24 protein-coding genes, 1 tRNA gene and 1 pseudogene are annotated in these 23,414 nt (G+C 71.3%); 15 read left to right on the top strand and 11 right to left on the bottom strand.

Annotated elements, in window-relative coordinates; genetic code table 11:
• Window positions 1-12: 12 nt before the first annotated feature.
• Together AC6F7H_RS27570 and AC6F7H_RS27565 are read left to right on the top strand one after the other, a co-directional pair.
• Entirely contained in the window at window positions 13-789 is a 777-nt protein-coding gene (locus AC6F7H_RS27570; RefSeq protein WP_500759797.1) for an SDR family oxidoreductase, read from the top strand.
• Window positions 790-865: 76 nt separating this feature from the next.
• Window positions 866-1,870, top strand: coding sequence for a Gfo/Idh/MocA family protein (locus AC6F7H_RS27565; protein ID WP_500759795.1), 1,005 nt, complete (start codon window positions 866-868; stop codon window positions 1,868-1,870).
• A 52-nt stretch (window positions 1,871-1,922) separates the two neighbouring features.
• Here AC6F7H_RS27565 and AC6F7H_RS27560 read toward each other — a convergent pair whose 3' ends face one another.
• From AC6F7H_RS27560 to AC6F7H_RS27540, 5 genes are read right to left on the bottom strand one after another with little or no spacing between them, the layout of a single operon-like run.
• Window positions 1,923-2,942 (bottom strand): Gfo/Idh/MocA family protein, encoded by a 1,020-nt coding sequence (locus AC6F7H_RS27560; protein WP_500759793.1) that lies wholly within the window; start codon window positions 2,940-2,942, stop codon window positions 1,923-1,925.
• Between the two features lie 58 nt (window positions 2,943-3,000).
• Window positions 3,001-3,903: a sugar phosphate isomerase/epimerase family protein gene (locus tag AC6F7H_RS27555; RefSeq protein ID WP_500759792.1), complete on the bottom strand. Its 903-nt coding sequence runs from the start codon at window positions 3,901-3,903 to the stop codon at window positions 3,001-3,003.
• 1 nt (window position 3,904) lies between these two features.
• Window positions 3,905-4,816, bottom strand: a complete 912-nt coding sequence (locus tag AC6F7H_RS27550; RefSeq protein ID WP_500759790.1) for an ATP-binding cassette domain-containing protein — start codon at window positions 4,814-4,816, stop codon at window positions 3,905-3,907.
• A 5-nt stretch (window positions 4,817-4,821) separates the two neighbouring features.
• Window positions 4,822-5,898, bottom strand: a complete 1,077-nt coding sequence (locus AC6F7H_RS27545; protein WP_500759788.1) for an ABC transporter permease — start codon at window positions 5,896-5,898, stop codon at window positions 4,822-4,824.
• Window positions 5,898-6,917 (bottom strand): sugar ABC transporter substrate-binding protein, encoded by a 1,020-nt coding sequence (locus AC6F7H_RS27540; RefSeq protein WP_500759787.1) that lies wholly within the window; start codon window positions 6,915-6,917, stop codon window positions 5,898-5,900. The genes AC6F7H_RS27545 and AC6F7H_RS27540 overlap by 1 nt, the downstream gene beginning before the upstream one ends.
• Window positions 6,918-7,229: 312 nt before the next feature.
• Here AC6F7H_RS27540 and AC6F7H_RS27535 point away from each other — a divergent pair.
• From AC6F7H_RS27535 to AC6F7H_RS27515, 5 genes and pseudogenes are all read left to right on the top strand, one after another.
• A pseudogene (locus AC6F7H_RS27535) lies at window positions 7,230-7,484 on the top strand (PfkB family carbohydrate kinase); the annotation flags it as partial.
• Window positions 7,485-7,552: 68 nt separating this feature from the next.
• Window positions 7,553-8,428 carry a Cgl0159 family (beta/alpha)8-fold protein gene (locus AC6F7H_RS27530; RefSeq protein ID WP_500759785.1) on the top strand — a complete coding sequence of 292 codons (876 nt, stop codon included), beginning with the start codon at window positions 7,553-7,555 and terminating at the stop codon, window positions 8,426-8,428.
• A 28-nt stretch (window positions 8,429-8,456) separates the two neighbouring features.
• On the top strand, window positions 8,457-9,350 hold the full coding sequence (gene iolB / locus AC6F7H_RS27525; RefSeq protein WP_500759783.1) for a 5-deoxy-glucuronate isomerase: 894 nt from the start codon (window positions 8,457-8,459) through the stop codon (window positions 9,348-9,350).
• Complete coding sequence (iolD, locus tag AC6F7H_RS27520) at window positions 9,347-11,218, top strand: 3D-(3,5/4)-trihydroxycyclohexane-1,2-dione acylhydrolase (decyclizing) (protein ID WP_500759782.1); 1,872 nt, start codon at window positions 9,347-9,349, stop codon at window positions 11,216-11,218. The genes iolB and iolD overlap by 4 nt, the downstream gene beginning before the upstream one ends.
• Window positions 11,219-11,272: 54 nt before the next feature.
• The gene (locus AC6F7H_RS27515) at window positions 11,273-12,058 is read left to right on the top strand and encodes a GntR family transcriptional regulator (RefSeq protein WP_500759781.1); all 786 of its coding nucleotides are present in this window, start codon (window positions 11,273-11,275) and stop codon (window positions 12,056-12,058) included.
• On the opposite strand, the gene AC6F7H_RS27510 is transcribed toward AC6F7H_RS27515, so the two are convergent.
• Entirely contained in the window at window positions 12,048-12,854 is an 807-nt protein-coding gene (locus tag AC6F7H_RS27510) for a DUF427 domain-containing protein (RefSeq protein WP_500759779.1), read from the bottom strand. The genes AC6F7H_RS27515 and AC6F7H_RS27510 overlap by 11 nt on opposite strands.
• Window positions 12,855-13,058: 204 nt before the next feature.
• On the opposite strand from AC6F7H_RS27510, the gene AC6F7H_RS27505 reads away from it, so the two are divergent.
• Together AC6F7H_RS27505 and AC6F7H_RS27500 are read left to right on the top strand one after the other, a co-directional pair.
• Window positions 13,059-13,703, top strand: coding sequence for a putative DNA-mimic protein (locus AC6F7H_RS27505; RefSeq protein ID WP_500759778.1), 645 nt, complete (start codon window positions 13,059-13,061; stop codon window positions 13,701-13,703).
• Between the two features lie 128 nt (window positions 13,704-13,831).
• Complete coding sequence (locus AC6F7H_RS27500) at window positions 13,832-14,011, top strand: recombinase family protein (protein WP_500759777.1); 180 nt, start codon at window positions 13,832-13,834, stop codon at window positions 14,009-14,011.
• A 408-nt stretch (window positions 14,012-14,419) separates the two neighbouring features.
• Here the strand turns inward: AC6F7H_RS27500 and AC6F7H_RS27495 are convergent, their stop codons facing one another.
• The 3 genes from AC6F7H_RS27495 to AC6F7H_RS27485 form a co-directional block, all read right to left on the bottom strand.
• The gene (locus tag AC6F7H_RS27495) at window positions 14,420-14,842 is read right to left on the bottom strand and encodes an ATP-binding protein (RefSeq protein WP_500762082.1); all 423 of its coding nucleotides are present in this window, start codon (window positions 14,840-14,842) and stop codon (window positions 14,420-14,422) included.
• Window positions 14,843-14,970: 128 nt separating this feature from the next.
• Window positions 14,971-16,218 (bottom strand): helix-turn-helix domain-containing protein, encoded by a 1,248-nt coding sequence (locus AC6F7H_RS27490; protein ID WP_500759776.1) that lies wholly within the window; start codon window positions 16,216-16,218, stop codon window positions 14,971-14,973.
• Window positions 16,219-16,318: 100 nt separating this feature from the next.
• A tRNA-Pro gene (locus tag AC6F7H_RS27485) sits at window positions 16,319-16,392 on the bottom strand.
• A 99-nt stretch (window positions 16,393-16,491) separates the two neighbouring features.
• Between AC6F7H_RS27485 and AC6F7H_RS27480 the strand changes: the two genes are divergently transcribed.
• Complete coding sequence (locus tag AC6F7H_RS27480) at window positions 16,492-17,025, top strand: DUF309 domain-containing protein (protein ID WP_500759775.1); 534 nt, start codon at window positions 16,492-16,494, stop codon at window positions 17,023-17,025.
• Between the two features lie 63 nt (window positions 17,026-17,088).
• On the top strand, window positions 17,089-17,889 hold the full coding sequence (gene cobF / locus AC6F7H_RS27475; protein WP_500759774.1) for a precorrin-6A synthase (deacetylating): 801 nt from the start codon (window positions 17,089-17,091) through the stop codon (window positions 17,887-17,889).
• Window positions 17,890-17,909: 20 nt separating this feature from the next.
• On the opposite strand, the gene AC6F7H_RS27470 is transcribed toward cobF, so the two are convergent.
• The gene (locus AC6F7H_RS27470) at window positions 17,910-18,650 is read right to left on the bottom strand and encodes a cobalt-precorrin-6A reductase (protein WP_500759773.1); all 741 of its coding nucleotides are present in this window, start codon (window positions 18,648-18,650) and stop codon (window positions 17,910-17,912) included.
• Between the two features lie 178 nt (window positions 18,651-18,828).
• Between AC6F7H_RS27470 and AC6F7H_RS27465 the strand changes: the two genes are divergently transcribed.
• A complete protein-coding gene (locus AC6F7H_RS27465) occupies window positions 18,829-20,229 on the top strand; it encodes a diacylglycerol/lipid kinase family protein (RefSeq protein ID WP_500759772.1) in 1,401 nt (466 codons plus the stop codon).
• Window positions 20,230-20,304: 75 nt separating this feature from the next.
• Here AC6F7H_RS27465 and AC6F7H_RS27460 read toward each other — a convergent pair whose 3' ends face one another.
• On the bottom strand, window positions 20,305-21,099 hold the full coding sequence (locus tag AC6F7H_RS27460) for a sulfite exporter TauE/SafE family protein (protein ID WP_500759770.1): 795 nt from the start codon (window positions 21,097-21,099) through the stop codon (window positions 20,305-20,307).
• 183 nt (window positions 21,100-21,282) lie between these two features.
• On the opposite strand from AC6F7H_RS27460, the gene AC6F7H_RS27455 reads away from it, so the two are divergent.
• From AC6F7H_RS27455 to AC6F7H_RS27445, 3 genes are all read left to right on the top strand, one after another.
• A complete protein-coding gene (locus tag AC6F7H_RS27455) occupies window positions 21,283-21,765 on the top strand; it encodes a Dps family protein (protein ID WP_500759769.1) in 483 nt (160 codons plus the stop codon).
• Between the two features lie 172 nt (window positions 21,766-21,937).
• On the top strand, window positions 21,938-22,750 hold the full coding sequence (locus AC6F7H_RS27450; RefSeq protein ID WP_500759768.1) for an SAM-dependent methyltransferase: 813 nt from the start codon (window positions 21,938-21,940) through the stop codon (window positions 22,748-22,750).
• Window positions 22,751-22,868: 118 nt separating this feature from the next.
• On the top strand, window positions 22,869-23,405 hold the full coding sequence (locus tag AC6F7H_RS27445; protein WP_500759766.1) for an NUDIX hydrolase family protein: 537 nt from the start codon (window positions 22,869-22,871) through the stop codon (window positions 23,403-23,405).
• Window positions 23,406-23,414: the final 9 nt, after the last annotated feature.

Genomic DNA, 23,414 nt, shown 5'->3' with positions numbered 1-23,414 from the left:
AGGAGCACAGTCATGGGACTTCTCGACGACAAGGTCGTCCTCGTCAACGGCGGCAGTCAGGGCGTCGGCGCCGCCGTCGCGCGGGCCGCCGTCCGCGAGGGGGCGGCCGTGGCCGTCACCGGGCGCCGTACCGAGCCCGGTGAGGCCCTGGTGGCGGAGCTGACGGCCGCGGGCGGCGAGGCGCTGTTCGTCCGCGCCGATCTGGCGGACGCCGAGCAGGCGAAGGAATCCGTCACCCGGGTGGTGCGGGCCCACGGCCGGGTCGACTGCCTGGTCAACTCGGCGGGGCTGACCGCGCGCGGCACGCTGCTGGACACCACGCCGGAGCTGTTCGACCAGCACGTCGCGATCAACCTCAAGGCACCGTTCTTCGCCATGCAGGCCGCCGTGGCGGACATGGTACGGCGCGATGCGCCCGGCACGGTCGTCAACGTCATCACCTCGTCGGCGCACGGCGGACAGCCCTTCCTGGCGCCCTATGTCGCCGCCAAGGCCGGGCTCATGGGCCTGACGCGGAACGCCGCCCACGCCCACCGCTGGGACCGGATCCGGATCAACGGCCTGAACATCGGCTGGACGGCGACCGAGGGCGAGGACGCCACCCAGCGCACCTTCCACGCCGCCGGGGACGACTGGCGCGAGCGGGCCGCCGCCCGGCTGCCGATGGGCAGGCTGGGCCGGCCGGACGAGATCGCCGACTTCGTGGTCCTCCTGCTGTCCGACCGCTCCGGGGTGGTCACCGGCTCCGTGATCGACTGGGACCAGAACGTCCTCGGCGGCCTCGACTGACCTCTCCCGCTCTGCCGCAGTCCGCTCGTACGCACCCCGCATCCCCGTATCCCCGCATTCAAGGAGCACCACCCCCATGCGCATCGGAATCCTCGGCCTCGGCCGCATCGGCGCCTTCCACGCCGAGACCCTCTCCGGACTCGCCGCCGTCGAGTCGCTCGTCGTCTCCGACCCCTTCGCGGACGCCGCGAAGGCCGCCGCGGACCGGTTCGACGCCGAGGTCGCCGACTCCCCCGAGGCCGTGCTCGCGGCCGGGGTGGACGGCGTGGTGGTCGCCGCGGCGACCGACGCCCACCCGGGACTGATCCTCGCCTGTGTCGAGGCGGGCGTCCCCGTGTTCTGCGAGAAGCCCGTGGCCGGCACGATGGCCGAGGGCGTACGGGTGCTGAAGGCGGTCGAGGGCCGGGACGTGCCGATCCAGATCGGCTACAACCGCCGTTTCGACGCCGCCTTCGTCGCCGCGCGGGCCGCCGTGCACAGCGGTGAACTCGGCGCGCTGCACACCGTGCGCTCCACCACGCTGGACCCGGCGCCGCCGCCGGCCGCGTACATCGCCGCGTCCGGCGGCATCTTCCGCGACTGCTCCGTGCACGACTTCGACATCATCCGCTGGGTGACCGGCCGCGAGGTGACCGAGGTGTACGCGGTGGGCGGCAACCGGGGTGCCGACTACATCAGGGAGGCGGGCGACGCCGACACCACCGGCGCGATCCTCACCCTGGACGACGGCACCATCGCCGTGGTGTCCAACAGCCGCCACAATGCCCGTGGTTACGACGTCCGCATGGAGATCCACGGCTTCCAGGACTCCATCGCGGTCGGCCTGGAGGACAAGCTGCCGCTCCGGTCGGTGGAGCCGGGCACGACGTTCCCCGCCGGCACCCCGCACGACTTCTTCATGGACCGCTTCACCGCGGCCTACCGGGCCGAACTGACCGCGTTCACCGAGGTCGTGGCCGGTTCCCGCCCCTCTCCGTGCACGATCGGGGACGCGCTGGAGGCGGGCTGGATCGCGGAGGCGTGCACCCTCTCACTGCACGAGCACCGCCCCGTCACCCTCGAGGAGGTACGTCGGGCATGAGCGTGGGGGCCGTCCTTCGAAAGGACGGCCCCCCTCCACGCGTCATGTCGTCTCACCGGTACAGCGGGGGCTTGTCCGCCAGTTCGACCGCGACCCGGCCGCCTTCCTCCAGGGCCCGCACGCCGGCCTCGCAGACGGCGGCCGCCGCGTAGCCGTCCCAGGTGCTGGGGCCGGTGACCTCGCCCCGGCGGGTGCTGTCCACCCAGGCCTGGACCTCGTCGTCGTAGGCCTGGGCGAAGCGTTCGCTCCAGTCCTGGGCGATGGTGCCGCCCCAGCGGCCGGCCATGTTGGTGACCAGGTCGTGGCCGTCGCCGATGCGGGCGGTGCCGCGTTCGCAGACCACCTCGGCCTGGACCTGGTAACCGAAGCCGCAGTTGACGAAGATCTCGACGTCACTGAGCGCGCCGCCGTCGGTCTCCAGGACGACGAACTGCGGGTCGCGCAGTCCGTCCGGGGCACCGGCGGAGGGGGTGGGGCGCAGTACCGTGACCGCGGTGATCTCGTGGCCCAGCAGCCAGCGGGTGGCGTCCACCTCGTGTGCCACGGAGTCGCTGATCAGCATGGAGCTGGTGAAGAACGGCGGGCTGGCCACGTTGCGGTGCCGGTTGTGGAGCATCAGCGGGCGACCCAGCTGCCCGCTCTCCAACAGGGCTTTGAGGCGGACGTACTCGGCGTCGTAGCGGCGCATGAAGCCGACCTGGACACGGCGGTGGCCGAGTGCCTGTTCGGCTTCCACCACGCGCAGGGCGGAGGCCGCGTCGGGTGTGAGCGGCTTCTCGCACAGCACGGGCAGGTCGTGCTCGAACGCGGTGAGCAGGGCCGCCTCGTGGGCCGGTCCCGGGGAGGCGATGAGGACGGCGTCGACGTCGGCCGCCGCCATCGCGGCGGCCGGGTCGGTGTGGGCGGTGCAGCCGTCGACGCCGGCGGCCACCGCCTTGGCCCGTTCCGCGTCGACGTCGACGACGGCGGTGACCCGTGCGCCGCTGATGACCCGGTCGATCCGGCGCACGTGGTCCGCACCCATGCGGCCCGTGCCGATGACGGCGATTCCCAGGGGTTCCTGCCGGTTCATGTCGTCGCCTCCCCTTTCCGGGTGGTCGGGTGTTTCCGAGTGGTCGGGCTCCTGGCCGTCAGGCGCCGCAGGAGCGGAGGAACTTGCGGGTGCGGACCGCGATCGGCAGCGGCTTGTCCGGTTCGCAGGGGTACATGTCCTGCTCGACGATCGCGAACAGATCCACGTCCAGCTTCTGGGCGGCCGTGAGGACCGGACCCAACTCCGGTACGCCGAGGGGCGGTTCACACATCACGCCGCGCTGCACGGCGGGGCCGAACGGGATCTCGTTCTCGACCACGTCGGCGAGGATCTCCGGGTCGACCTGCTTGAGGTGCAGATAGCCGATGCGTTCGCCGTAGGTCTCGATCAGCTTGACGCTGTCGCCGCCGCAGTAGGCGTAGTGGCCGGTGTCGAGGCAGAGGTTGACCAGGGAGGAGTCGGTGGAGTCGAGGAAGCGCTCGACGTGTTCCTCGGTGTCGATGTGGGTGTCGGCGTGCGGGTGGACCACGATGTCGAGTCCGTAGGTGTCCCGCACCTGGCGGGCGAGGCGTTCCATGCCCCGGGTGAGGTGGCCCCACTGCTCGGTGGTGAGCTCCGGGGCCTCCAGGATCTCGGCGGTCCTGTCGTCTCGCCAGAAGGACGGGATGACGACGAGGTGCCTGGCGCCCATGGCCTGGGTGAGGGAGGCGACCCGGCCGACCTGCTCCCAGGTGGACTCCCACTCGGAGGGGCCGCGGTGCAGTCCGCAGAAGATGGTGCCGGCGGAGACCTTGAGGTCCCGCTTCTTCACCTCGTCGGTGAGGCGGGCGGGGTCGGTCGGGAGGTAGCCGTAGGGGCCGAGTTCGATCCAGGAGTAGCCGGCCTCGGCGACCTCGTCGAGGAAGCGCTGCCAGGGCACCTGCCGCGGGTCGTCGGGGAACCAGACGCCCCAGGAGTCGGGTGCGGAGCCCACCCGGATGCGGTCGAGCGCGACTGCCATGTCAGGACTTTCCTTCCGGGGATGCCGCTGCGGAGGTGTGGAGGTCCTCCGCCTCGGGGAGTTCCTCCACGTCGACGCCGCGTACCTGCGCCAGTTCGTGCTTGAGGGCGGCGAGTTCGGTGCCGCCGGCCATGTGGTGGGTGAGTTCCTCGAGGGTGACGTCGCTGCGGGAGGCGGAGAGTTCCATGGTGCCCAGGCGCAGGACGCTGAAGTGGTCGCCGACCATGTAGGCGTGGTGCGGGTTGTGGGTGATGAAGATGACGCCGAGACCTCGGTCGCGGGCGGCGGCGATGTACTTCAGCACCACACCGGACTGTTTGACGCCGAGCGCGGCGGTGGGCTCGTCGAGGATGAGGACGCGGGCGCCGAAGTAGACGGCACGGGCGATGGCCACGCACTGGCGCTGACCGCCGGAGAGGGTGCCGATGGGCTGCTCCAGGTCGTCCAGGACGATGCCCATGTTGCGCAGTTCCTCGTCCGCGGTCCTCTTCATCCGGTCGATGTCGAGGCGGCGGACGGGCCAGGGGCCCTTGGTCATCTCGGAACCGAGGAAGAAGTTGCGCCACACCGGCATCAGCGGGACGACGGCGAGGTCCTGGTAGACGGTGGCGATGCCCTGGTCGAGGGCCTCGCGCGGGGTGGAGAAGCGTACCGGGGTGCCGTCGACGAGGAACTCGCCCTCGGTGTGCTGGTGCAGTCCGGAGATGATCTTGATGAGGGTGGACTTGCCGGCGCCGTTGTCCCCGAGGACGCAGGTCACCTTGCCGGGGTGGACGGTCAGGTCGACACCGTGCAGGGCGCGGATGTTGCCGTAGGACTTGCCGGCGCCGCGGAGTTCGACCAGGGGGTGCTCCCCGCCTGGGTCGGTGTCCTTGAGGACGGCACCGTGGGTGCCGGTCGTGTCGTCGGTCATCGCTGTCACCTCCGGGTCGCCGTGCGCTGGACCCACAGATTGATGAGGACGGCGCCGAGGAGCATGACGCCGAGGAAGGCCTTGAACCAGTCGGGGTTCCAGCCTGCGTAGACGATGCCCTGCTGCACCATGCCGAACATGAAGGCGCCGAAGACCGGGCCGATCGCGGAGCCGTAGCCGCCGGTCATCAGGCAGCCGCCGATCACCGCGGCGGCGATGTAGATGAGCTCCTGGCCCACACCCTCGCCGGACTGCACGGTGTTGAAGGAGAAGAGCTGGTGCATGCCGACGAACCAGGCGCCGAAGCCGACCAGCATGTACAGGGAGATCTTGGTGAAGTTCACCGGCACGCCGACGGCGCGGGCGCTCTCCTTGTTGCCGCCGACCGCGAAGATCCAGTTGCCGTACTTGGTGCGGAGCAGCACCCAGGCGGCGAGGACGGCGAAGACCAGCCACCACACGATGGTGATCTTCACCTGGACGCCGCCCAGCTCGAAGCTGGAGGCGAAGAGGGCCTTGGCCTGGTCGAAGCCGTCCATGTCGCTGATGTCGTCGGTCGCGACGTTCCCGGTGACCGTCTTGGTCACGGCCAGGTTGATGCCCTGGAGGATCAGGAAGGTGCCGAGGGTGACCAGGAAGCTGGGCAGGCCCGTCTTCATCAGGAACCAGCCGTTGAACATGCCGACCGCGAGGGACACCGCGAGGGCGGCGATGACGCCCACCCATACGTTCATGGACAGCTGGTAGGCGAGCATGCTCGCGGTGAGCGCCGAGGTGACCACGGCGACACCGGCCGAGAGGTCGACCTCGCCGCCGATCATCAGCAGCGCCACCGGCAGGGCCATGATGCCGATGGTCGAGGACTGGTACAGGATGTTCGCCATCGAGCTGCTGTCCCGCATCGGCGGGGCGGCGATCAGGAAGAACACCAGAACGACCACGACGCCGAGGAAGACGCCGACCTCGGGCCTGGCCAGCAGTCTGCGGAGCGGTGTGCGCGGCGCGGTGCGGCCGTCGTTCGCCTTCGGGCCGGAGGCCGGCGGTGGGGTCACCGCCGGCTCAGCCTGTCGGGTCATGCTCATCACCGAGTGCCCTTCGCGGCGTACTCGGAGACCGCGTCGACGTTGGACTTCTCGACGAACGCCGGGCCGGTCAGCACCGGCTGCTCACCGCCGCCGCTGTAGTTGCCGTTGTTCTCGTAGAGCCACAGGCCGTCGATGGCGAGGTAGCCCTGGAGGTAGGGCTGCTGGTCCACGGCGAACTCGATGTCGCCGGCCTGGATCGCCTTGGTCAGGTCCTTGTTGAGGTCGAAGGTGGCGACCTTCGCCTTGCTGCCGGCGTCGCCCACCGACTGCACCGCGGTCGGCGCGAACGGGGCGCCGAGGGTGGCGACGTAGTCGATGGCGGAGTCCTGCTTGAGCTTGGCGGTGATCGTCGACTTCACCGACGGCATGTCGGTGCCGTTGACGTTGAGGATCTGGGTCTTGCCCTCGAAGGTCTTCTTCAAGCCGTCGCAGCGCTGGGTCAGGCCGACGTTGCCCTGCTCGTGGATGACGCAGACGGTGTTCTCCGCGCCCACCTCGTTCAGCTTCTTGCCGAAGGCCTCACCCGCGACGGACTCGTCCTGGCCGAAGAACTCGAGCAGGCCGAGGTCCTTCCAGTCGCTCAGGCCGGAGTTGAGGCCGACGACGGGTATGCCGGCCTTCGTCGCCTTGTCGATGACGCTCTTGAGCGCGTCCGGCTTGGCGAGGGTGACGGCGATGCCGTCGACCTTCTGGTCGATCGCGTTCTGCACCAGGTTGGCCTGGTTGCCCGCGTTCGGGTCGGCGGAGTAGACGAGCTTGACGTTGTCCTTGGCCGCGGCGGCCTCGGCGCCCTTGCGGACGATGTCCCAGAAGGTGTCGCCGGGCGCCTGGTGCGTGACGAGGGCGACCGTCATGCGGGGCGTGCTCGCCTTGCCCGCCGAGGAAGCGCCCGCGCCTTCCTCGGACTTCTTGCCGCCGGAACCGCTGGAGCAGCCGGCGAGGGTCAGGGCAGCCGCCGCGGCCACCGCGACGAACGGCGCGATCCTGCGGGGGTGGTTGTGAGAAGAGCGGTCCATCTTTGCCTGCACCTCGCTGGGCTACGCGGAAAAAGGGCGGGTTCCGAGGATCCTCCCCGGAGCCTCGGACGTCCGGTCTGTCGTGCGAAACGGCTGTCGTGCTGGGACGGGATCAAATCCCTTGACGCGCACTCTGTCAATACTTTGTTAAGACATCATTTCACTAGCTAGTCCGAATGTAAGTACAAACTATTGACAGCGTCGCCCTCCGCGACCTACACCTGAGAGGCGGCAGGTCCCTGGCTTCCACGTCCCCACCGTCGCAGGGCGCCAGGGGACCCGCATCCCCAGCAGTTCGAGGAGCTTCGCTCGATGACCGACTCAGACGCACCACAGTATTTCGACCTGATCACCATGGGCCGCATCGGGGTCGACCTTTACCCATTGGAGACCGGCGTTCCGCTGTCGAAGGTCGAAACGTTCGGAAAGTTCCTCGGCGGTTCGGCCGCGAACGTCGCGGTGGCCGCCGCCCGCCCCGGCCGTGCCACGGCGGTGATCACCCGCACGGGGGACGACCCCTTCGGCGCCTGTCTGCACGAGGCACTCAAGGAGTTCGGGGTCGACGACCTCCTCGCGCGGGCCGTGCCACCGGGCGACACGAGCCCGCCGAGCCAGTCCTGAACGGAGTCCTTCCCTTGAACCTCAGCATCTGTGACCTCACCGCGGTCCGGGCCCGGAATCCGGAGGCCGTCGCCGAGGCGGCGGCCCGCCGGGCGCGCCGCCCGCTGATCGGCGACAGCGGGCGGCTGATGATCGTGGCCGCCGACCACCCCGCGCGGGGCGCGCTCGGCATCGGCGACCGGCGGCTGGCCATGGCCGACCGCGCCGATCTGCTGGAACGTCTCTGCGTCGCGCTGTCCCGGCCCGGTGTCGACGGGGTGCTGGCCACCGCCGACGTCCTGGAGGACCTGCTGCTGCTCGGCGCACTGGAGAACAAGGTCGTCATGGGGTCGATGAACCGCGGTGGGCTGGCCGGCTCGGCCTTCGAGATGGACGACCGCTTCACCGGCCACCGCCCCGAGGACATCGAACGGTTCGGCTTCGACGCGGGCAAGCTGCTGGTCCGCATCGACTACGACGACCCCGGCTCCCTGACCACCCTGGAGTCCACCGCCCGCGCGATCGACGCCATGGCCGAACGCCGTCTTCCGGTGTTCGTGGAGCCGTTCATCTCGCGCCGGGTCGACGGCAGGGTCCGCAACGACCTGTCGGCCGAGGCCGTCACCCGGTCCATCACCATCGCCTCCGGCCTCGGCGGCACCTCCGCCTACACCTGGCTGAAGCTCCCCGTCACCGAGAACGCCGACGACATGGCGGAGGTCCTGCGGAGCTCCACCCTGCCCGTCGTCCTGCTCGGCGGCGAGGTCGGCGACCAGGAAGCCGCGTACGAGCGGTGGGGCAAGGCTCTGCGGCTGCCCTCCGTGCAGGGCATGGTCGTCGGCCGCTCGCTGCTCTACCCGGCGAGCGGCACCGTGGAGTCGGCGGTGGACACGGCCGTCGGTCTGTTGTGAGAAGCCTGTTCCGAGACGGAGGCATGCCATGACGTACCACCTTCCCGCGGGCAGGGCCCACGCCGGCCCCTACGTCGTCGACGTGACCCCAAAGACCGCCGGCTGGGGGTATTCCAGCCTGCGCGTGCTGGAACTGCCGCCCGGCGGCAGCCACACCTTCGACACCGGCGACAGCGAGTGGATCGTGCTGCCGCTGAGCGGCGGCTGCACGGTCACGGCGGACGACGAGTTCGGCCACGACACCTTCGAACTCACCGGCCGCACCGGCGTGTTCGACGGCGTCACCGACTTCGCCTACGTGCCGCGCGACGCCCGCGCGAGCGTGACCTCCGCCGCCGGCGGCCGGTTCGCGCTCACCGGTGCCCGCTGCACCCGCCGCCTGCCCGCCCGCTACGGGCCGGCCTCGGACGTCCCCGTGGAGCTGCGCGGCACCGGGAACTACTCCCGGCAGGTCAACAACTTCGGGGCGGCTGGCGTGTTCGAGTGCGACAAGCTGATCGCGGTGGAGGTCCTCACCCCGGGCGGCAACTGGTCGTCCTTCCCGCCGCACAAGCACGACGAGCACCGGCCGGGCGAGGAGTCCGTGCTGGAGGAGATCTACTACTTCGAGTTCGCCGGCCACGACGGCACCCCCGGCCTCGGCTACCAGCGGGTCTCCCCCTCCGGTCCGGGCCGGGAGACGGACGTGCTGGCGGAGGTGCGCGACGGCGACGTCGTCCTCATCCCGGACGGCTGGCACGGGCCGTCCATGGCCGTGCCCGGCCACCACATGTACTACCTCAACGTCATGGCCGGCCCGGAAGCCGAACGGGCCTGGCTGATCTGCGACCACCCCGACCACGCCTGGATCCGCGGCACCTGGCCGGACCAGCCGGTCGACCCCCGTCTCCCCCTCTACACCGCCCCGGAGAGGTCCGCATGAGCGCCGCCACCCGCCGACTGACCACCGCCCAGGCCCTGGTGCGGTTCCTGTCCGCCCAGTACACCGAGCGGGACGGCGCACGGCACCGGCTGATCGCGGGCACCTGGGGCATCTTCGGCCACGGCAACGTGGCGGGTGTCGGGCAGGCACTCGTCGAGTACGCCGACGTCATGCCGTACCACCAGGGCCGCAACGAGCAGGCCATGGTGCACGCGGCCGTCGCGCACGCCCGCCAGCTCAACCGGCTCTCGGCGCAGGCCGTGACGACCTCGATCGGCCCCGGCGCCACCAACCTGGTCACCGGCGCCGCCCTCGCCACCGTCAACCGGCTGCCGGTGCTGCTGCTCCCCGGCGACTACTTCGCCTCGCGCGCCGCCGACCCGCTGCTCCAGCAGCTGGAGCACCCGGTCGAGGCCGACGTCTCCGTCAACGACACCCTGCGCCCCGTCTCCCGCTACTTCGACCGGATCACCCGCCCCGAGGCGCTGATCGCCTCCGCGCTGAACGCGATGCGGGTGCTCGCCGACCCGGCCGAGACCGGCGCCGTCACCCTCGCGCTGCCGCAGGACGTGCAGGCCGAGGCGTACGACTGGCCGGAGGAGTTCTTCGCCGACCGCGTCTGGCCCGTACGGCGCCCGGCGCCCGACCCGGCCGAGCTGACCGCGGCCGTGGCAGCCGTACGGGCCGCCCGGCGCCCGCTGATCGTCGCGGGCGGCGGCATCCACCACAGCGAGGCCGAGGCCGCGCTCAAGGCCCTCGTCGACGCCACCGGCATCCCGGTCGCCTCCACCCAGGCCGGCAAGGGCTCCCTGCGCCACGACCACCCGGCCGACCTGGGCGGCATCGGCCACACCGGCACCGCGGTGAGCGACGACCTCGCCCGCACCGCCGACCTGGTGATCGGCGTCGGCACCCGTCACACCGACTTCACCACCGCCTCCGGCACCCTCTTCCGCCACCCGGACGTCCGCTTCCTCAACCTCAACATCACCGGCTTCGACGCCCACAAGCTGGCGGCGCGCACCCTGGTCTGCGACGCGCGCACCGGACTCGAGCAGCTGGCCGGGGCGCTGGCCGGGCACCGCGTGGACGCGGCGTACGAGGCGGAGTACCGCGCCGGCAAGGAACGCTGGGAGCAGGTCGTCGAGACCGCCTACCGGGCCGACGACGAGAACGCCGTACCGACCCAGACCCAGGTGCTCGGCGCGCTCGACGCGGTCGTGGGCGACACGGACGTGGTGATCAACGCGGCCGGTTCGCTCCCCGGCGACCTGCACAAGCTGTGGCGTGCGCGCAGCCCGCGTCAGTACCACCTGGAGTACGGCTACTCCTGCATGGGCTACGAGATCCCGGCCGCCCTCGGCGTCCAGCAGGCCGCGCCCGGCACCCCGGTCTGGGCGCTGGTCGGCGACGGCACGTACCTGATGATGCCGACGGAGATCGTCACGGCCGTCCAGGAGCGGCTGCCCGTCAAGATGGTCCTGATCCAGAACCACGGATACGCCTCCATCGGCGGCCTGTCCGAGGAGACCGGCGGCGAACGCTTCGGCACCGCCTACCGCTACCGGGCCGAGGACGGCACCTTCACCGGCGCCCCGCTGCCCGTCGACCTCGCCGCGAACGCGGCCAGCCTGGGCATGGACGTGCTGCGCGCCAAGACGGTGCGGGAGCTGCGGGACGCCCTGGACCGGGCCCGTACCGCCGACCGCCCGACGTGCGTGTACGTCGAGACGGACCCGGCCCCCACCGCTCCCCCGGCCGAGGCCTGGTGGGACGTGCCGGTGGCCGAGGTCGCCTCCCGCGAGGCCGCCGTCCGGGCCCGCGAACGGTACGACGCCCGGGTCGCCGAACGCCGCCGCCACCTCTGACCAGTCCCCGACCCCGACCGACCCCGACCGCGCCCTCGACAGGGAGGTACGCCCATGGCGAAGACCGGTGACCGGCCCCGTGCCGTGACCGAATCCGCGCTCAGCACACTGGACTTCGCCCTGGACCGGGGCAGCCCGGTGCCGCTGTACCACCAGCTCGCCCAGCAGCTGGAGGCGGCGATCGCACGCGGCGTCCTCGCCCCGGGCGACCTCCTGGGCAACGAGGTCGACCTCTCCGTACGCCTCGGTCTGTCCCGCCCCACCGTCCGCCAGGCCATCCAGTCCCTCGTCGACAAGGGGCTCCTGGTCCGGCGGCGCGGGGTGGGCACCCAGGTGGTGCACAGCCGGGTCAGACGGCCGCTGGAACTGAGCAGCCTCTACGACGACCTGGAGGCGGCGGGACAGGGTCCGACCACACAGGTCGTACGCCACGAGACGGTCCCGGCGCCCGCCGAGGCGGCCGCCGCGCTCGGCCTGGCCGAGGGCGGCGAGGTGGTCCTGCTGGAACGCCTGCGCCGCACCCACGGCCAGCCGGTCGCCCTGCTGTGCAACTACCTCCCGCCGGAGCTGCTGGACCTGGACGACGCCCGCCTGGAGTCGACCGGCCTGTACCGCATGATGCGCTCGGCCGGCATCACCCTGCACAGCGCCCGCCAGACCGTCGGCGCCCGCTCGGCCACGGCCTCGGAGGCCTCCCGTCTGGACGAGAAGGAGGGCGCCGCCCTGCTCACCATGCAGCGCACGGCCTACGACGACACGGGCCGCACGGTGGAGTACGCCACACACGTCTACCGCGCCTCGCGGTACTCCTTCGACTTCCAGCTCCTGGTCAGGTCCTGAGGCCCGCGCTGAAGGGCGTGACCGGGCGCCGGAGGCGCTCACCGTCCACGGTGAGGTCGACCGCCTCGTTGAAGAAGGCCGGCCGCCCCCTGATCGCGGCCACGGCGGGCAGTGGCTCGGAGTAGCTCCACACGATGTCCGGCGGTACGGCGCCCGCGCCGCGCCAGGACCAGTACTGGTCTGCCGTGCCCTTGTACGGGCAGTCGGTGCTGTGGTTCGTGGCCTCGAAGAGGTCCAGGCGGACGTCCTGGCGCGGCAGGTAGAAGCGGGTCGGCAGGGAGGTCTCGAACAGCAGGACCGGGGACCGGGTGTCGGCAACGACCGTGCCGTCGATCCCGACCCGGACGTGGCGGCTGCTCGGCACGGCGTCCACCCGGGTGTGCGGGTCACGGGGATGGACGAAGATTTCCTCGTCCTCCTCGTACCAGTGGTCGAGTCCCGTGTCGGTGCGCCGGAACCACTCGAAGGCGATGTGGCCGGCCAGATCGTCCGCGGGGAACGTCCAGGCCGCGTTCGGGCGCACCCCGCCGCCGACCTCCAGGTCGTAGAAGACCGTCGAGCCGGGGTGCCTGCCCGTGGGCGGGTCCTGTGCGGGGCGGAGGAGGTCCGTACGCACCTCCGCACGGGGGAAGGCGTACTGCGGTACGGGCAGCCGGGGCTCCCAGACGAGGAGCGGGTGGCGGCTGTCGACGACGGTGACATCGCCCGCAGTACCGCGCACCCAGCGCTCACTGGGCTCCCACAGCAGGCCTTCGGGGGTCGCCCGGATGGTACGGGCGGCGGGGTGAATGGTCATGTCCGGCGCTCCCTCCGGATATCCGGGTGTCCCTTCCACGGTCCCACCGCCACACCCGGACGTCCCAGCACGCCCCCTCCAGCCGGGCCCGCTGCCCCACCGTCAGGTTCTCCTCCGGCTGGGCCCCGAGCTGCCAGGCCGGCGAACGTGAGGAAGCGGCAGGGCAAGGTGCGGTCGTCCGACCGGTACTGACAAGATTGGATCATGGGGTTGAACATGGTCGTCGGTGTGCTCGTCGATGCCGAGGACGACTGCACCGAGATGGTCCGCGCCGACTTCAGCGCGATCGGCGAGCTGCTGGAACGTGCTGGAACACGGCAGTGGGTCGAGCCCGACCTGGTCGAAGCGGACGTCGCGGAGTTCGAGATGTGGGGCTACTCGGGCTTGCACACCGTTCGTCGTCTCGCCGTTCACCTTGCGGCGGGCGGGCGCCTGCCCGAGCCGTTGGACAAGGCCCAGCGTGCGACCGACGACCCACTCTTGATTGAGGTCTACAAAACGCTCCCTGGGGACCCTCCCGGACCGTTCGACCATCTGACCCACCACTCGGACTGCGAGGGCTACTACGTCCCCGTCGACTTCGCCCATGTCATCACCGACAAGAAGGCACCGGGCGGCTACCTCGGCTCCTCGGTGCGACTGCTGGCGGAAACCCGTCGGCTCGCCGAAGCCCTCGGGCTCCCCGAAGACCTCGACCCACACTCCGAGGAGGTCTTCGGAGCCGCCGACGCCGAGGAGCCGGCCACCGGGGGATGGCAGCGTTACGGCGTCGAGTCCTACGTCTGCCTGCAACTCCTCCGGGCCGCGAAACTCTCGCTCGCGACCGGGGCAGCCATCGCCTTTACCTGAGAAGGACACCGGAAGACGACCATCTGCCGACACCCGCCCCGGCAATCGCAAACCCGCAGGTGGGCAGAGTCGGCAATCCGCGTCGAAAATCAACGTCGGCGAACGGCCCGGCCGATGGATTCCAACACATGTTCATCGGCTACGTGCAGGGCTCTACCGCCGACCAGAACCCCGATCGTCAGATCGACGCACTTCTACGGGCCGACATCGACTGCGACAACATCCATGTTGACGAGGCGAGCGGCGCGAAGACGTCCCGGACGAAGCTTGCTCTCGTCCCTGAACCGTTGTGTGAGAGCGACACGTAGAAGGTCACCCAGCTCGACCGGCTCTCCCGCTCGACGCTGCACCTCGTGGCCCCTGGAGGCCCGAGGGTGCTCGGAATGCTGCCCTCACCAGCCAAGTTCCCCTGTGAGCTGATCGTGGCGAACACCGACGACGGTCGCGTCTCCGCACGGGCCCGGGACTGTGTCAGCGGGCGCCCGGCCGGTGAACGCCACCAAGCCAGGGCTTCCCGCTTGTCTACAGCCGCCCCCGCATCTCCTCACGCGGTGTCACCACGGCCAAGCACTCCGGCTGCTCCGAAACCCACTGACCCGGCCCGGACTCCGGCCGCAGCACCCATACAGCGCCGCCGCGCACGTCCGTGACGATCCCGCACCGACCGGCGTTCTCGTCATGGGCCAAGTCGCCCACCCGCGGGGTTCGTTCGCCGGTCATCCGCGTTTCTTCCCGTGCAGCTCTGCCCACACCCGCTTGCCCCAGGGCAGCAGATCGGTGCTCCAGTCATCCGCCAGTAATCCCACGAGCACGAGACCACGCCCGCTCTCGTCCTCTTCGTCTGGCTCTCGGGGTTCTGGGCAAGCCCTCGACTTGTCCACGACGCCGATGTACACCCGCGCGGTCCCGGGCCGGGTGACCGTGACCCGGATGGAATGGCTTCGTGCGTGCCGGACGGCGTTGGACACCAGCTCGGAGACGATCAGGGTGCCGTCATCGGCAAGCTCGTCCAGGCCCCAGACGGCCAGCGCGGCACGCACCAAGCGCCGGGCTGCGCCCGCACTTTCGGGCTGGCGCGGCAGAGTCTCGCTGTACCCGGGGCAGCCAGTACGGCGCGCCCGCGTTGTAGATTGCGGCATGTCGGTCTGCTTTCTCAGATCGGCCAAGCCCCGGGACCGTTCGCGCGGTCGCCGGGGTGCTGCCTCTCATGCAAGCGACATACCGAGGACGCCGACAGGGACGCAACGTCCCACTTTCACCACGCTGTTCACTGAACCCCCAGGAACTCCGCCAACGGCCTGACCCCCGGCGGGTGGTTGGGGAGCGCCCACAGGTCGCGCACGATGGCCACGGCCAACGTGTGGTGCTGCATCCATGTCGGTGCCACCCGGCGCAGGGACTCCAAGGTCTTCACCGCTCCGGCCGCATCCCCCAAGTCCGTGTGTGCTCGGGCCACATCCAGTAGAAGCCACGTCCGCCAGGACGGCGGGGTGTCCTTGCTCAGCCGCATCCCCTTGGCCAGCGCCAAGGCGTCCTGCGGATGCCCGTACTGGACGGCGAGACGGACGCGTTCGATGCGAACCGACGAGGGGCTGAAGACGCTGACCATGCGGTTGTCGCCACCGTCGGGCAGCTTTGAGACTCGGGCGGCTTCCTTCTCCGCCTTTTCCATCATCGCCGCCGCGCGCTCGTAGTCGCCGCTCCGCGCGGCCGATGTGGCGGCGCTCATGGTCAACGCGCCCCACACCTTCAAGCCGTCGGCCGTGTCGGTGCGGTCCGCGTCCACCAGGTCGGCGGCGGCGCGAAGAGCGACGCCCAACGCGTCCGACAGACGCCCTTGCCGCTGGTAGGTCCACGCCGTGGAGTTGACGACCATCGGCAGAAGCAGCGGATCGGAGGACTGTCCCGCAGCATCCATCGCGCGCTCCAGGCTCGTCAGGGCGAGGTCCGTCTTGCCCATCCGCACGGCGACGTGTCCGGCGAGCTGCAACGCCTTGCCCAGGACCGCGAAACCGGCCCTGCGGTCCTCCTCGCTGCTCGATGCCGTGGCGGTGCGCGCGTCCGAGATCAAGTCCGGCAGTGCCTTCATCACCGTGTCGAACTCGGCGGAGTGGTACTGCGTCCAGCCGTCCGCGATCTGCTCGCGCAGACGGTCCAAGGAGAAGTCGGGCCCTGGCGGCTCCGGCTCCGGTCCCCAGAGCGCCGGCATGATGGCGCGGCGTAAGGCCACGAAGCGCGGCCCGTCGTTCTCGCCCGTGGAGGAGACCGCAGGCGGGTCACCCAGGAGCGCGGTCAGCTCCACACCGAGACCATTGGCCAGCGCGTGCAGCGTCGGAAGGCGCGCCGAGTGCTTCCGTCCCTGTTCGAGCTGACGGATCACATCGACGGACACATCAGAGCGTTCAGCCAGCTCTTCTTGCGTCAGGGAGGCCAAGCGGCGCAGGCGGCGCAGAGTCCGTCCCAGGTCTTCGTCTGCCACGCTGCCACGGTACGCCGCCACGACCGGGGCGATCACCGACGCCGACGTTACGCCGGTCTCCACCTGATCCCCGAAGACGATCGAGGGCCGGTTTCGGATGTCTCCGAAACCGGCCCTGATCTGCGACTGTCTCCAGTCGGGACGACAGGATTTGAACCTGCGACCCCTTGACCCCCAGTCAAGTGCGCTACCAAGCTGCGCCACGTCCCGGTGCGGTCACGTGCGGTGAAGCGCGTGATCACGTGGACAGCACTTTACCGCACACCGCGCCCGGCGCCGAAGCCAGGTCGGGCGGGGGACAATCGGCGTATGGACAGCACGGACAGGACACCCCCGGACCGGACGGCCGTCGCTCGGGACCGGGACGGTGAGGGACGGGCGCGCAACGCCCGGCCGCGGGACGGGCTGGGGCGGCCGCTGCCGTACGGCGCGGAGGGGGTCCCCCGGCAGCCCGAGGGGGTCGTCCGGCCGCCGGAGGAGAGCGTCGCCGAGGCGCAGCGGCTGCTGGACGAGGGGAAGCCGTTCCACGCGCACGAGGTGTTCGAGGACGCCTGGAAGTCGGGGCCCGAGGAGGAGCGGGAGCTGTGGAGGGGGCTGGCCCAGCTCGCCGTGGGGCTCACCCACGCGGCACGCGGGAACGTCACCGGCGGGGCCCGGCTGCTGCGGCGCGGGGCGGGCGCGGCGGAGGAGTGGGCCGCGGGTGCCGGGTCCGCGCGTCCGCACGGGATCGACCTCGACGGTGTCGTCGCCTGGGCCCGGGAGCTGGCGGCGGAGGTGGAGCGGGGGGACGGCGTTCCGGTGGACGCGGGGGCGCGGGCGCCACGGCTGCGGAAGCCCGCGTAGCGGGGCGGGTACCGACCGGGGTGCGGTGCGTGCGCTGTCAGTGGCGTACGGCAGACTCTGGACGTGCGAAAAATCCATGTCATCGGTATCGGCGCGGGCGATCCCGACCAGTTGACCCTGCAGGCGGTCAAGGCGCTGCGCGGCACGGACGTGTTCTTCATCCTCGACAAGGGCGAGGTGAAGGCGGACCTGACCGGGCTCCGCCGGGACATGCTCGACGCACACCTGCCGGAGCGGACGTACCGCGTCGTCGAGGCGCGCGACCCGGAGCGGGACCGGAGGGCCGGCGGCGCGGCCTACTCCCCCGCCGTCGGTGACTGGCGCAGCGCCCGCGCGGACATCTACGAGCGGCTGATCGCCGAGGAGTTGGGCGAGGGCGAGGTGGGCGCGTTCCTGGTGTGGGGGGACCCGTCTCTGTACGACAGCACGCTGGGCATCCTCGAGGAGGTGCTGGCGCGGGGCACGGTCGCCTTCGAGTACGACGTCGTGCCGGGGATCAGCAGTGTCTCGGCGCTCGTCGCCCGCCACCGCACGGGGCTCAACCGGGTCGCCCGCCCGGTCCAGATCACCACGGGCCGGCGGCTCGCGGAGGGCTTCCCCGAGGGGGTGGACGACGTCGTCGTGATGCTGGACGCCCACCAGACCTTCCGTCAGTACGTCGGCCAGGACGGCCAGGACGGCCGGGCCGACCAAAACATCGACATCTACTGGGGCGCCTACATAGGCACCCCGGACGAGATCCTCGTCTCCGGACCGCTCGCCGAGGCCGCTCCCCGGATCGAGCGGCTGCGCGCCGAGGCCCGCGAGCGCAAGGGCTGGATCATGGACACGTATCTGCTGCGGCGGAATCCCGGGGACGGCTGAGCCGCCCGCGGCCCGTCGCGTCAGAGGGGGCCCAGCCGTTCCAGGGCGCTCGTCACGTCGGGCACCGGGCTGACGCCCTCCGGCAGCGGTGGGCGGCGTACGACCACGACCGGCAGGCCGAGTTCGCGGGCCGCCGTGAGTTTGGCGGACGTCGCCGATCCCCCGCTGTCCTTGGTCACCAGTACGTCGATGCGGTGCTCGCGCAGCAGGGCCGTCTCGTCGGCCACGGTGAACGGCCCGCGGTCCAGCAGGACGCACGTGTGCGGCGGCACGGGCGGCCCGGGGGGCTCCACCGAGCGGATCGTGAAGTGGAGCCGGGTCAGCCGGGCGAAGGCGGCGAGGCCCAGGCGGCCGGTGGTGAGGAGGACTCGCTGTCCGAGCCGGGGCAGTAGTTCGGCGGCGGCGTCCAGGGTGGGGACCGGGTGCCAGCGGTCGTCCGGTCCGGGCTGCCAGCCGGGGCGGCGCAGTACGACCAGGGGCACGCCGGTCGCGCTCGCGGCCCGTGCCGCGTTCGCCGTGATCCGCTCGGCGAACGGGTGCGTGGCGTCGACCAGGGCCGTCACGTCCTGGTCGCGGAGCCAGTCGGCCAGCCCTCGCGACCCGCCGAAGCCGCCGACGCGCATCCCGCCGGCGACCGCTGAGGGCCGGGCCACCCGTCCGGCGAGCGAGGTGGTCACCCGCACTCCGGGACGGGCGGTCAGCTCGGCGGCGAGTTCGCGTGCCTCGGTGGTACCGCCGAGGACCAGGACGTGTGCGGACATGACGCCGAGCGTACGAGTCCGGCGCCGGAGGGGACGGGGCGGGCCCGGAAGGTGGCATCGGAGGAGTACCTGAGGGACAGGCCCGTGAATGTTGGACATGCACCGTGGCCAGGACGCGGATGTCGGCAACACCCGTCCCCCCGTACGTCCTACGATGACGCCGTCGACTGGAGGAGTCATGGCCGTGGACTTGAGCAGGCGGGCCTACCGGGTCCAGCGGTGGTCCGCGCGGGTGGCGCTGGCCGCGGCCACGCTCGCGGTGCTGTTCCCGCTCCTCTACGGAGGTCTGCGCGGGCTGGCGTTGCTGCTCTGCGGCGCGGCGGGCCTCGCCGTGAGCGCCGCGGCCCTGTGGTGGACGCTGACCCTGCGGGGTCCGCTGCGCTGGGTGGCCGGGCTGGTGGTGCTGTGTGTGCCCGCGGCTGTCGTCGCGCTGTTCGCCGTCACCCTGTTCTGGGCGCTGCCGCTGTCACTGGCCCTGTGGGGGCTGGCCGTGTGGAGCGGCCGGTACGCGCTGCGGGGGACGGGGAGCGAACGGCTGCGGGATCGGCAGGGGGAGCGGCGGACACCGCCGCCCCGGCGGCCGGTGCTCATCATGAATCCCCGTTCGGGCGGCGGAAAGGTGGGCCGGTTCGGCCTGCGGGAGAAGGCGGAACGCCTGGGTGCCCGGGTCGTCCTGCTCGATCCGGAGGTGCAGAACGACGTGACCGCTCTGGCCCGGGAGGCCGTCGCGGACGGCGCCGATCTGCTGGGTGCCGCCGGGGGTGACGGCACGCAGGCGCTGGTCGCGGCTGTGGCCGCCGAGCACGGCATCCCGTTCCTGGTCATCAGCGCCGGGACGCGCAACCACTTCGCCCTGGACCTGGGTCTGGACCGCGGTGATCCGGCCGCCTGCCTGGACGCGCTCACCGACGGGGTGGAGCTGCGCGTCGATCTCGGTTTCGCCGGTGACCAGCCCTTCGTGAACAACGCGTCCTTCGGCGCGTACGCGTCGATCGTGCAGAGCCCGGCCTACCGGGACGACAAGCTCGGCACCAGTCTGGAGCTGCTGCCCGACCTGCTCACCGGGCAGCAGGGTCCCCGGCTGGTCGCCCGCGTAGGCGACACGACACTCGACGCCCCGCAGGCGGTGCTGGTCAGCAACAACCCCTACCGCACCGACGACCCCTTCGGCCTGGGCCGGCGGGATCGGCTCGACTCGGGCGTACTCGGTGTCCTCGGCGTCAAGGTGGAGGGCGCGGTGCACGCCGCCGCGCTGCTGCTGGACCCCGCACCGAGCGGGCTCACCATCCTGACCGCCTCCGAGGTCGTCATCGAGGGGGACCGCGCGGAGGTAGAGGCCGGGGTCGACGGGGAGGCCCTGGTGCTGCCGGCACCCGTCCGCTGCCGTATCGCACCCGGCGCGCTCCGGGTCCGCGTCCCCCGCAAGCGGCCCGGCGTCGCGCCGCCGCCACCGCGCCTGGACTGGCGGCGGCTGCGCAAACTGGCGGCGACGGTCGGCCGCACGGCGGCCCCCAGCCGATTCCGGCACGGCGACTTCCCGCAGACGGAGGGCAGGGAGCCCTTTCTCGGCTCACGGTAGGTCCGGCGCCCACCGCACCCGCCGGCTCCCGGCTCCCGGCTCCCGGCTCCCGGCTCCCGGCTCCCGGCTCCCGGCTCAGTGCAGCAGCAGTTGCACGCCGCCCACCACCGTCGCCGCGATCACCAGCCGCTCGAAGAGCAGCTGGTTGATCCGGCTCACGGCCCATTTGCCGAGGAACGCTCCGGGCACGACGAACAGGACGAGCGCCGCGTCGAGCAGCAGCGATTCCGCGTTGATCAGTCCGAGGCCCACACTGAACGGCACCTTGGACGTGTTGACGATCAGGAAGAAGAAGGCCGACGTCCCCAGGAAGCCCAGCTTCCGGAAGCCCGCGGAGAGCAGGTACAGGGACATCACCGGTCCGCCCGCGTTGGCGACCATGGTGGTGAAACCGCCGAGGACGCCGTACGAACGCGCCTTGAGCTCGCCGGCCCGGGAGGTGACCGCGTCGGGTTCGTTCCCGGCGCCGTCTCCCTTCGCGGCTCTCTCCGCGGCTCGTCGCCGCCACACCGTCACCCCGGCCATCAACAGCAGGATCGCCCCGATCGACGTCCGTACGGCCGCGTCGTCCGCCCACATCAGGAAGACGGTGCCGGCCACGACGCCCGCGGCGACCGCCGGGAACAGCCGCCACAGCGTGGGCCAGTGGGCGTGCCGCCGGTAGGTGAGCACGGCGAGCACGTCCCCGGCGATCAGGATGGGCAGCAGTACGCCGGTGGAGGCGCGGGCGGGCAGCATCGCCGCGAAGATGGCGAGGCTGACCGTGTTGGCCCCGCTCACGGCGGTCTTGGAGAAGCCCACGAGCAGGGCCGCGAAGGCGAGGGCGGCGAATTGCCAGCCGTTGAGGTCCCAGAGTGACATCGTGTTCATTACAGGGACCGATGCTATGTCCCCTGATGATCGCGGTCAGCACCGTCTCGCCTGATGGCCCTGCCGCACCCGTCCGCCGAACCGTGCGCGCACCGCGGAGGCCGTCGTGTTTGTGCCGGAGTTCCCGGGGCACCCGCGGGCACGGACGAGAAGGACAAGAACAAGAAAGGAGCCTCCCACCCCATGACCGTTGTGCGGAGCACGCTGCCCGACGAGGACCGCCGAATCGCCTGCGAGGCGCTCCAGAGCACCCTGGTGGATCTCCTCGGCCTCTCCCTGATCGGCAAGCAGGCGCACTGGAACGTCGTGGGTCCGCGGTTCCGTTCGGTCCACCTCCAGCTGGACGAGGTGGTCTCGGCCGCGCGCACCGGCGCCGACACGGTCGCGGAGCGCTCCGCGACGCTCGGCGTGCCGCCGGACGGCCGTCCGGAGACCGTCGCCAAGGTCTTCTCACTGCCCGTCCCCGAAGAGGGCTGGCTGCGGGACGAGGACGCCGTGCGGGTGATGACGGAGGCGCTGGGAACCGCGATCGTACGGCTGCGCGAGCGCGTCGACGCCACCGAGAGGGCGGACCCGGTCACCCAGGACCTGCTGATCTCCGTCACCGCCGGACTGGAGAAACTGCGCTGGATGTTCGAGGCGGAGAACGCCCCCGTCGGCTCCTGACGGACGCACACGGCGCCCCCTCCCCGGCGCCCCCGCTGCCGTCTCCCCGCTCTCTCTCGCTCCCGCTCCCCTGTCCCGCTCTCCCATTCCCGGGACAGGGTGATCACCGCGCGGCACAATGACCGCGACGGCCGGATCCGGCCGGAGGAGCGAGGGAGGGAGGGCGAGAGACGTGGGTGAGAGCCACACCCCACCGAGGGTCCCGGCGCGGCTGGACACCTCTGTCGCGCACAACGCGCGCGTGTGGAACCACTGGATCGGCGGCGAGGACAACTACGAGGTCGACCGGCGGGTCGGTGACCAGGTCGCCTCGATCATCCCGGTCATCCGGGACATCGCCCGCGCGGACCGGGAGTTCCTGGGTCGGGCCGTCACGTATCTGGCCGGTGAGCGCGGGGTGCGGCAGTTCCTCGACGTCGGCACCGGGCTGCCGACCGCGGACAACACCCACGAGATCGCGCAGCGGATCGCCCCGGACTCCCGGATCGTCTACGTCGACAACGACCCGACCGTGCTGGTCCACGCCCGGACCCTGCTCACCGGCGGCCACGACGGCGCGACCGCCTACATCGACGCCGATGCGCGCGACCCGGACGCCATCCTCGAACGGGCCGCCACCACACTCGACTTCGACCGTCCGGTCGCGGTGATGATGCTGGGCATCCTCAACTTCGTCCTCGACACCGGCGAGGCCCGTGAGATCGTACGGCGGATCGTGGCAGCCGTCCCCTCCGGCAGTTTCCTCGTGCTCACCCACCCCACCTCCGACGCCGGGGTGGGCGGCGAGAACCAGATCCCCGCGATGGAGTTCTGGAACGAGAACGCCACTCCCCCGATCACCGCCCGCAGTTCCGAGGACATCGCCGCGTTCTTCGAGGGGCTGAACCTGGTCGAGCCCGGCCTGGTGTCCTGCTCGCGGTGGCGTGCCGGGGCGGACGCCGCGGTCGTCGTACCGCAGTACGGCGCGGTGGCCGTGAAACCCTGACGCCGTGAAACCCTGACGCGACCGTCGATCCGATCCGGCCGAGCCCCTCGAGGAGGAAACACCGCCGCGGAGCGGCCGGCACCCCGCAAGTCCGAACCGTTGAAAGTATGATCAAGCGATGTCTGACACGACCGAAACCACGCCGGGTTGGCTGTCCTCCGACGAACTGGAGATGACACGGGCCCGCATGCCGATCCTGTACGTCGAGGCCGTCCCCGTCCGTGTCGACGACAGCGGCGAAGTCACCAGCGTCGGCCTGCTGTTGCGCATCGGACCCGACGGCACGGTCAGCCGGACGCTGGTCTCCGGCCGGGTGCTGCACCACGAGCGGATCCGCGACGCGCTGCTGCGCCATCTGGAGAAGGACCTCGGCCCGGTGGCGCTGCCCCGGATCCCGGCGTCGCTCCAGCCGTTCACGGTCGCGGAGTACTTCCCCACCCACGGCGTCACGCCCTACCACGACCCGCGTCAGCACGCGGTGTCCCTCGCCTACATCGTGCCGGTGACGGGTGACTGCCGGCCCCGGCAGGACGCTCTCGACCTGGTGTGGTTCAGCCCGCGGGAGGCCCTGTCGGAGGCCGTGCAGAGCGAGATGCCGGGCGGGCACGGGGTGCTGCTGAAGCAGGCGCTGGCCCACGCGGGCTGCGTGGGCTGACCCGGCGGG

Source organism: Streptomyces sp. MMS24-W38, from assembly GCF_059889265.1.
The sequence above is the reverse complement of the archived record's forward strand: the minus strand, read 5'-3'. Positions and strand labels throughout refer to the sequence as shown.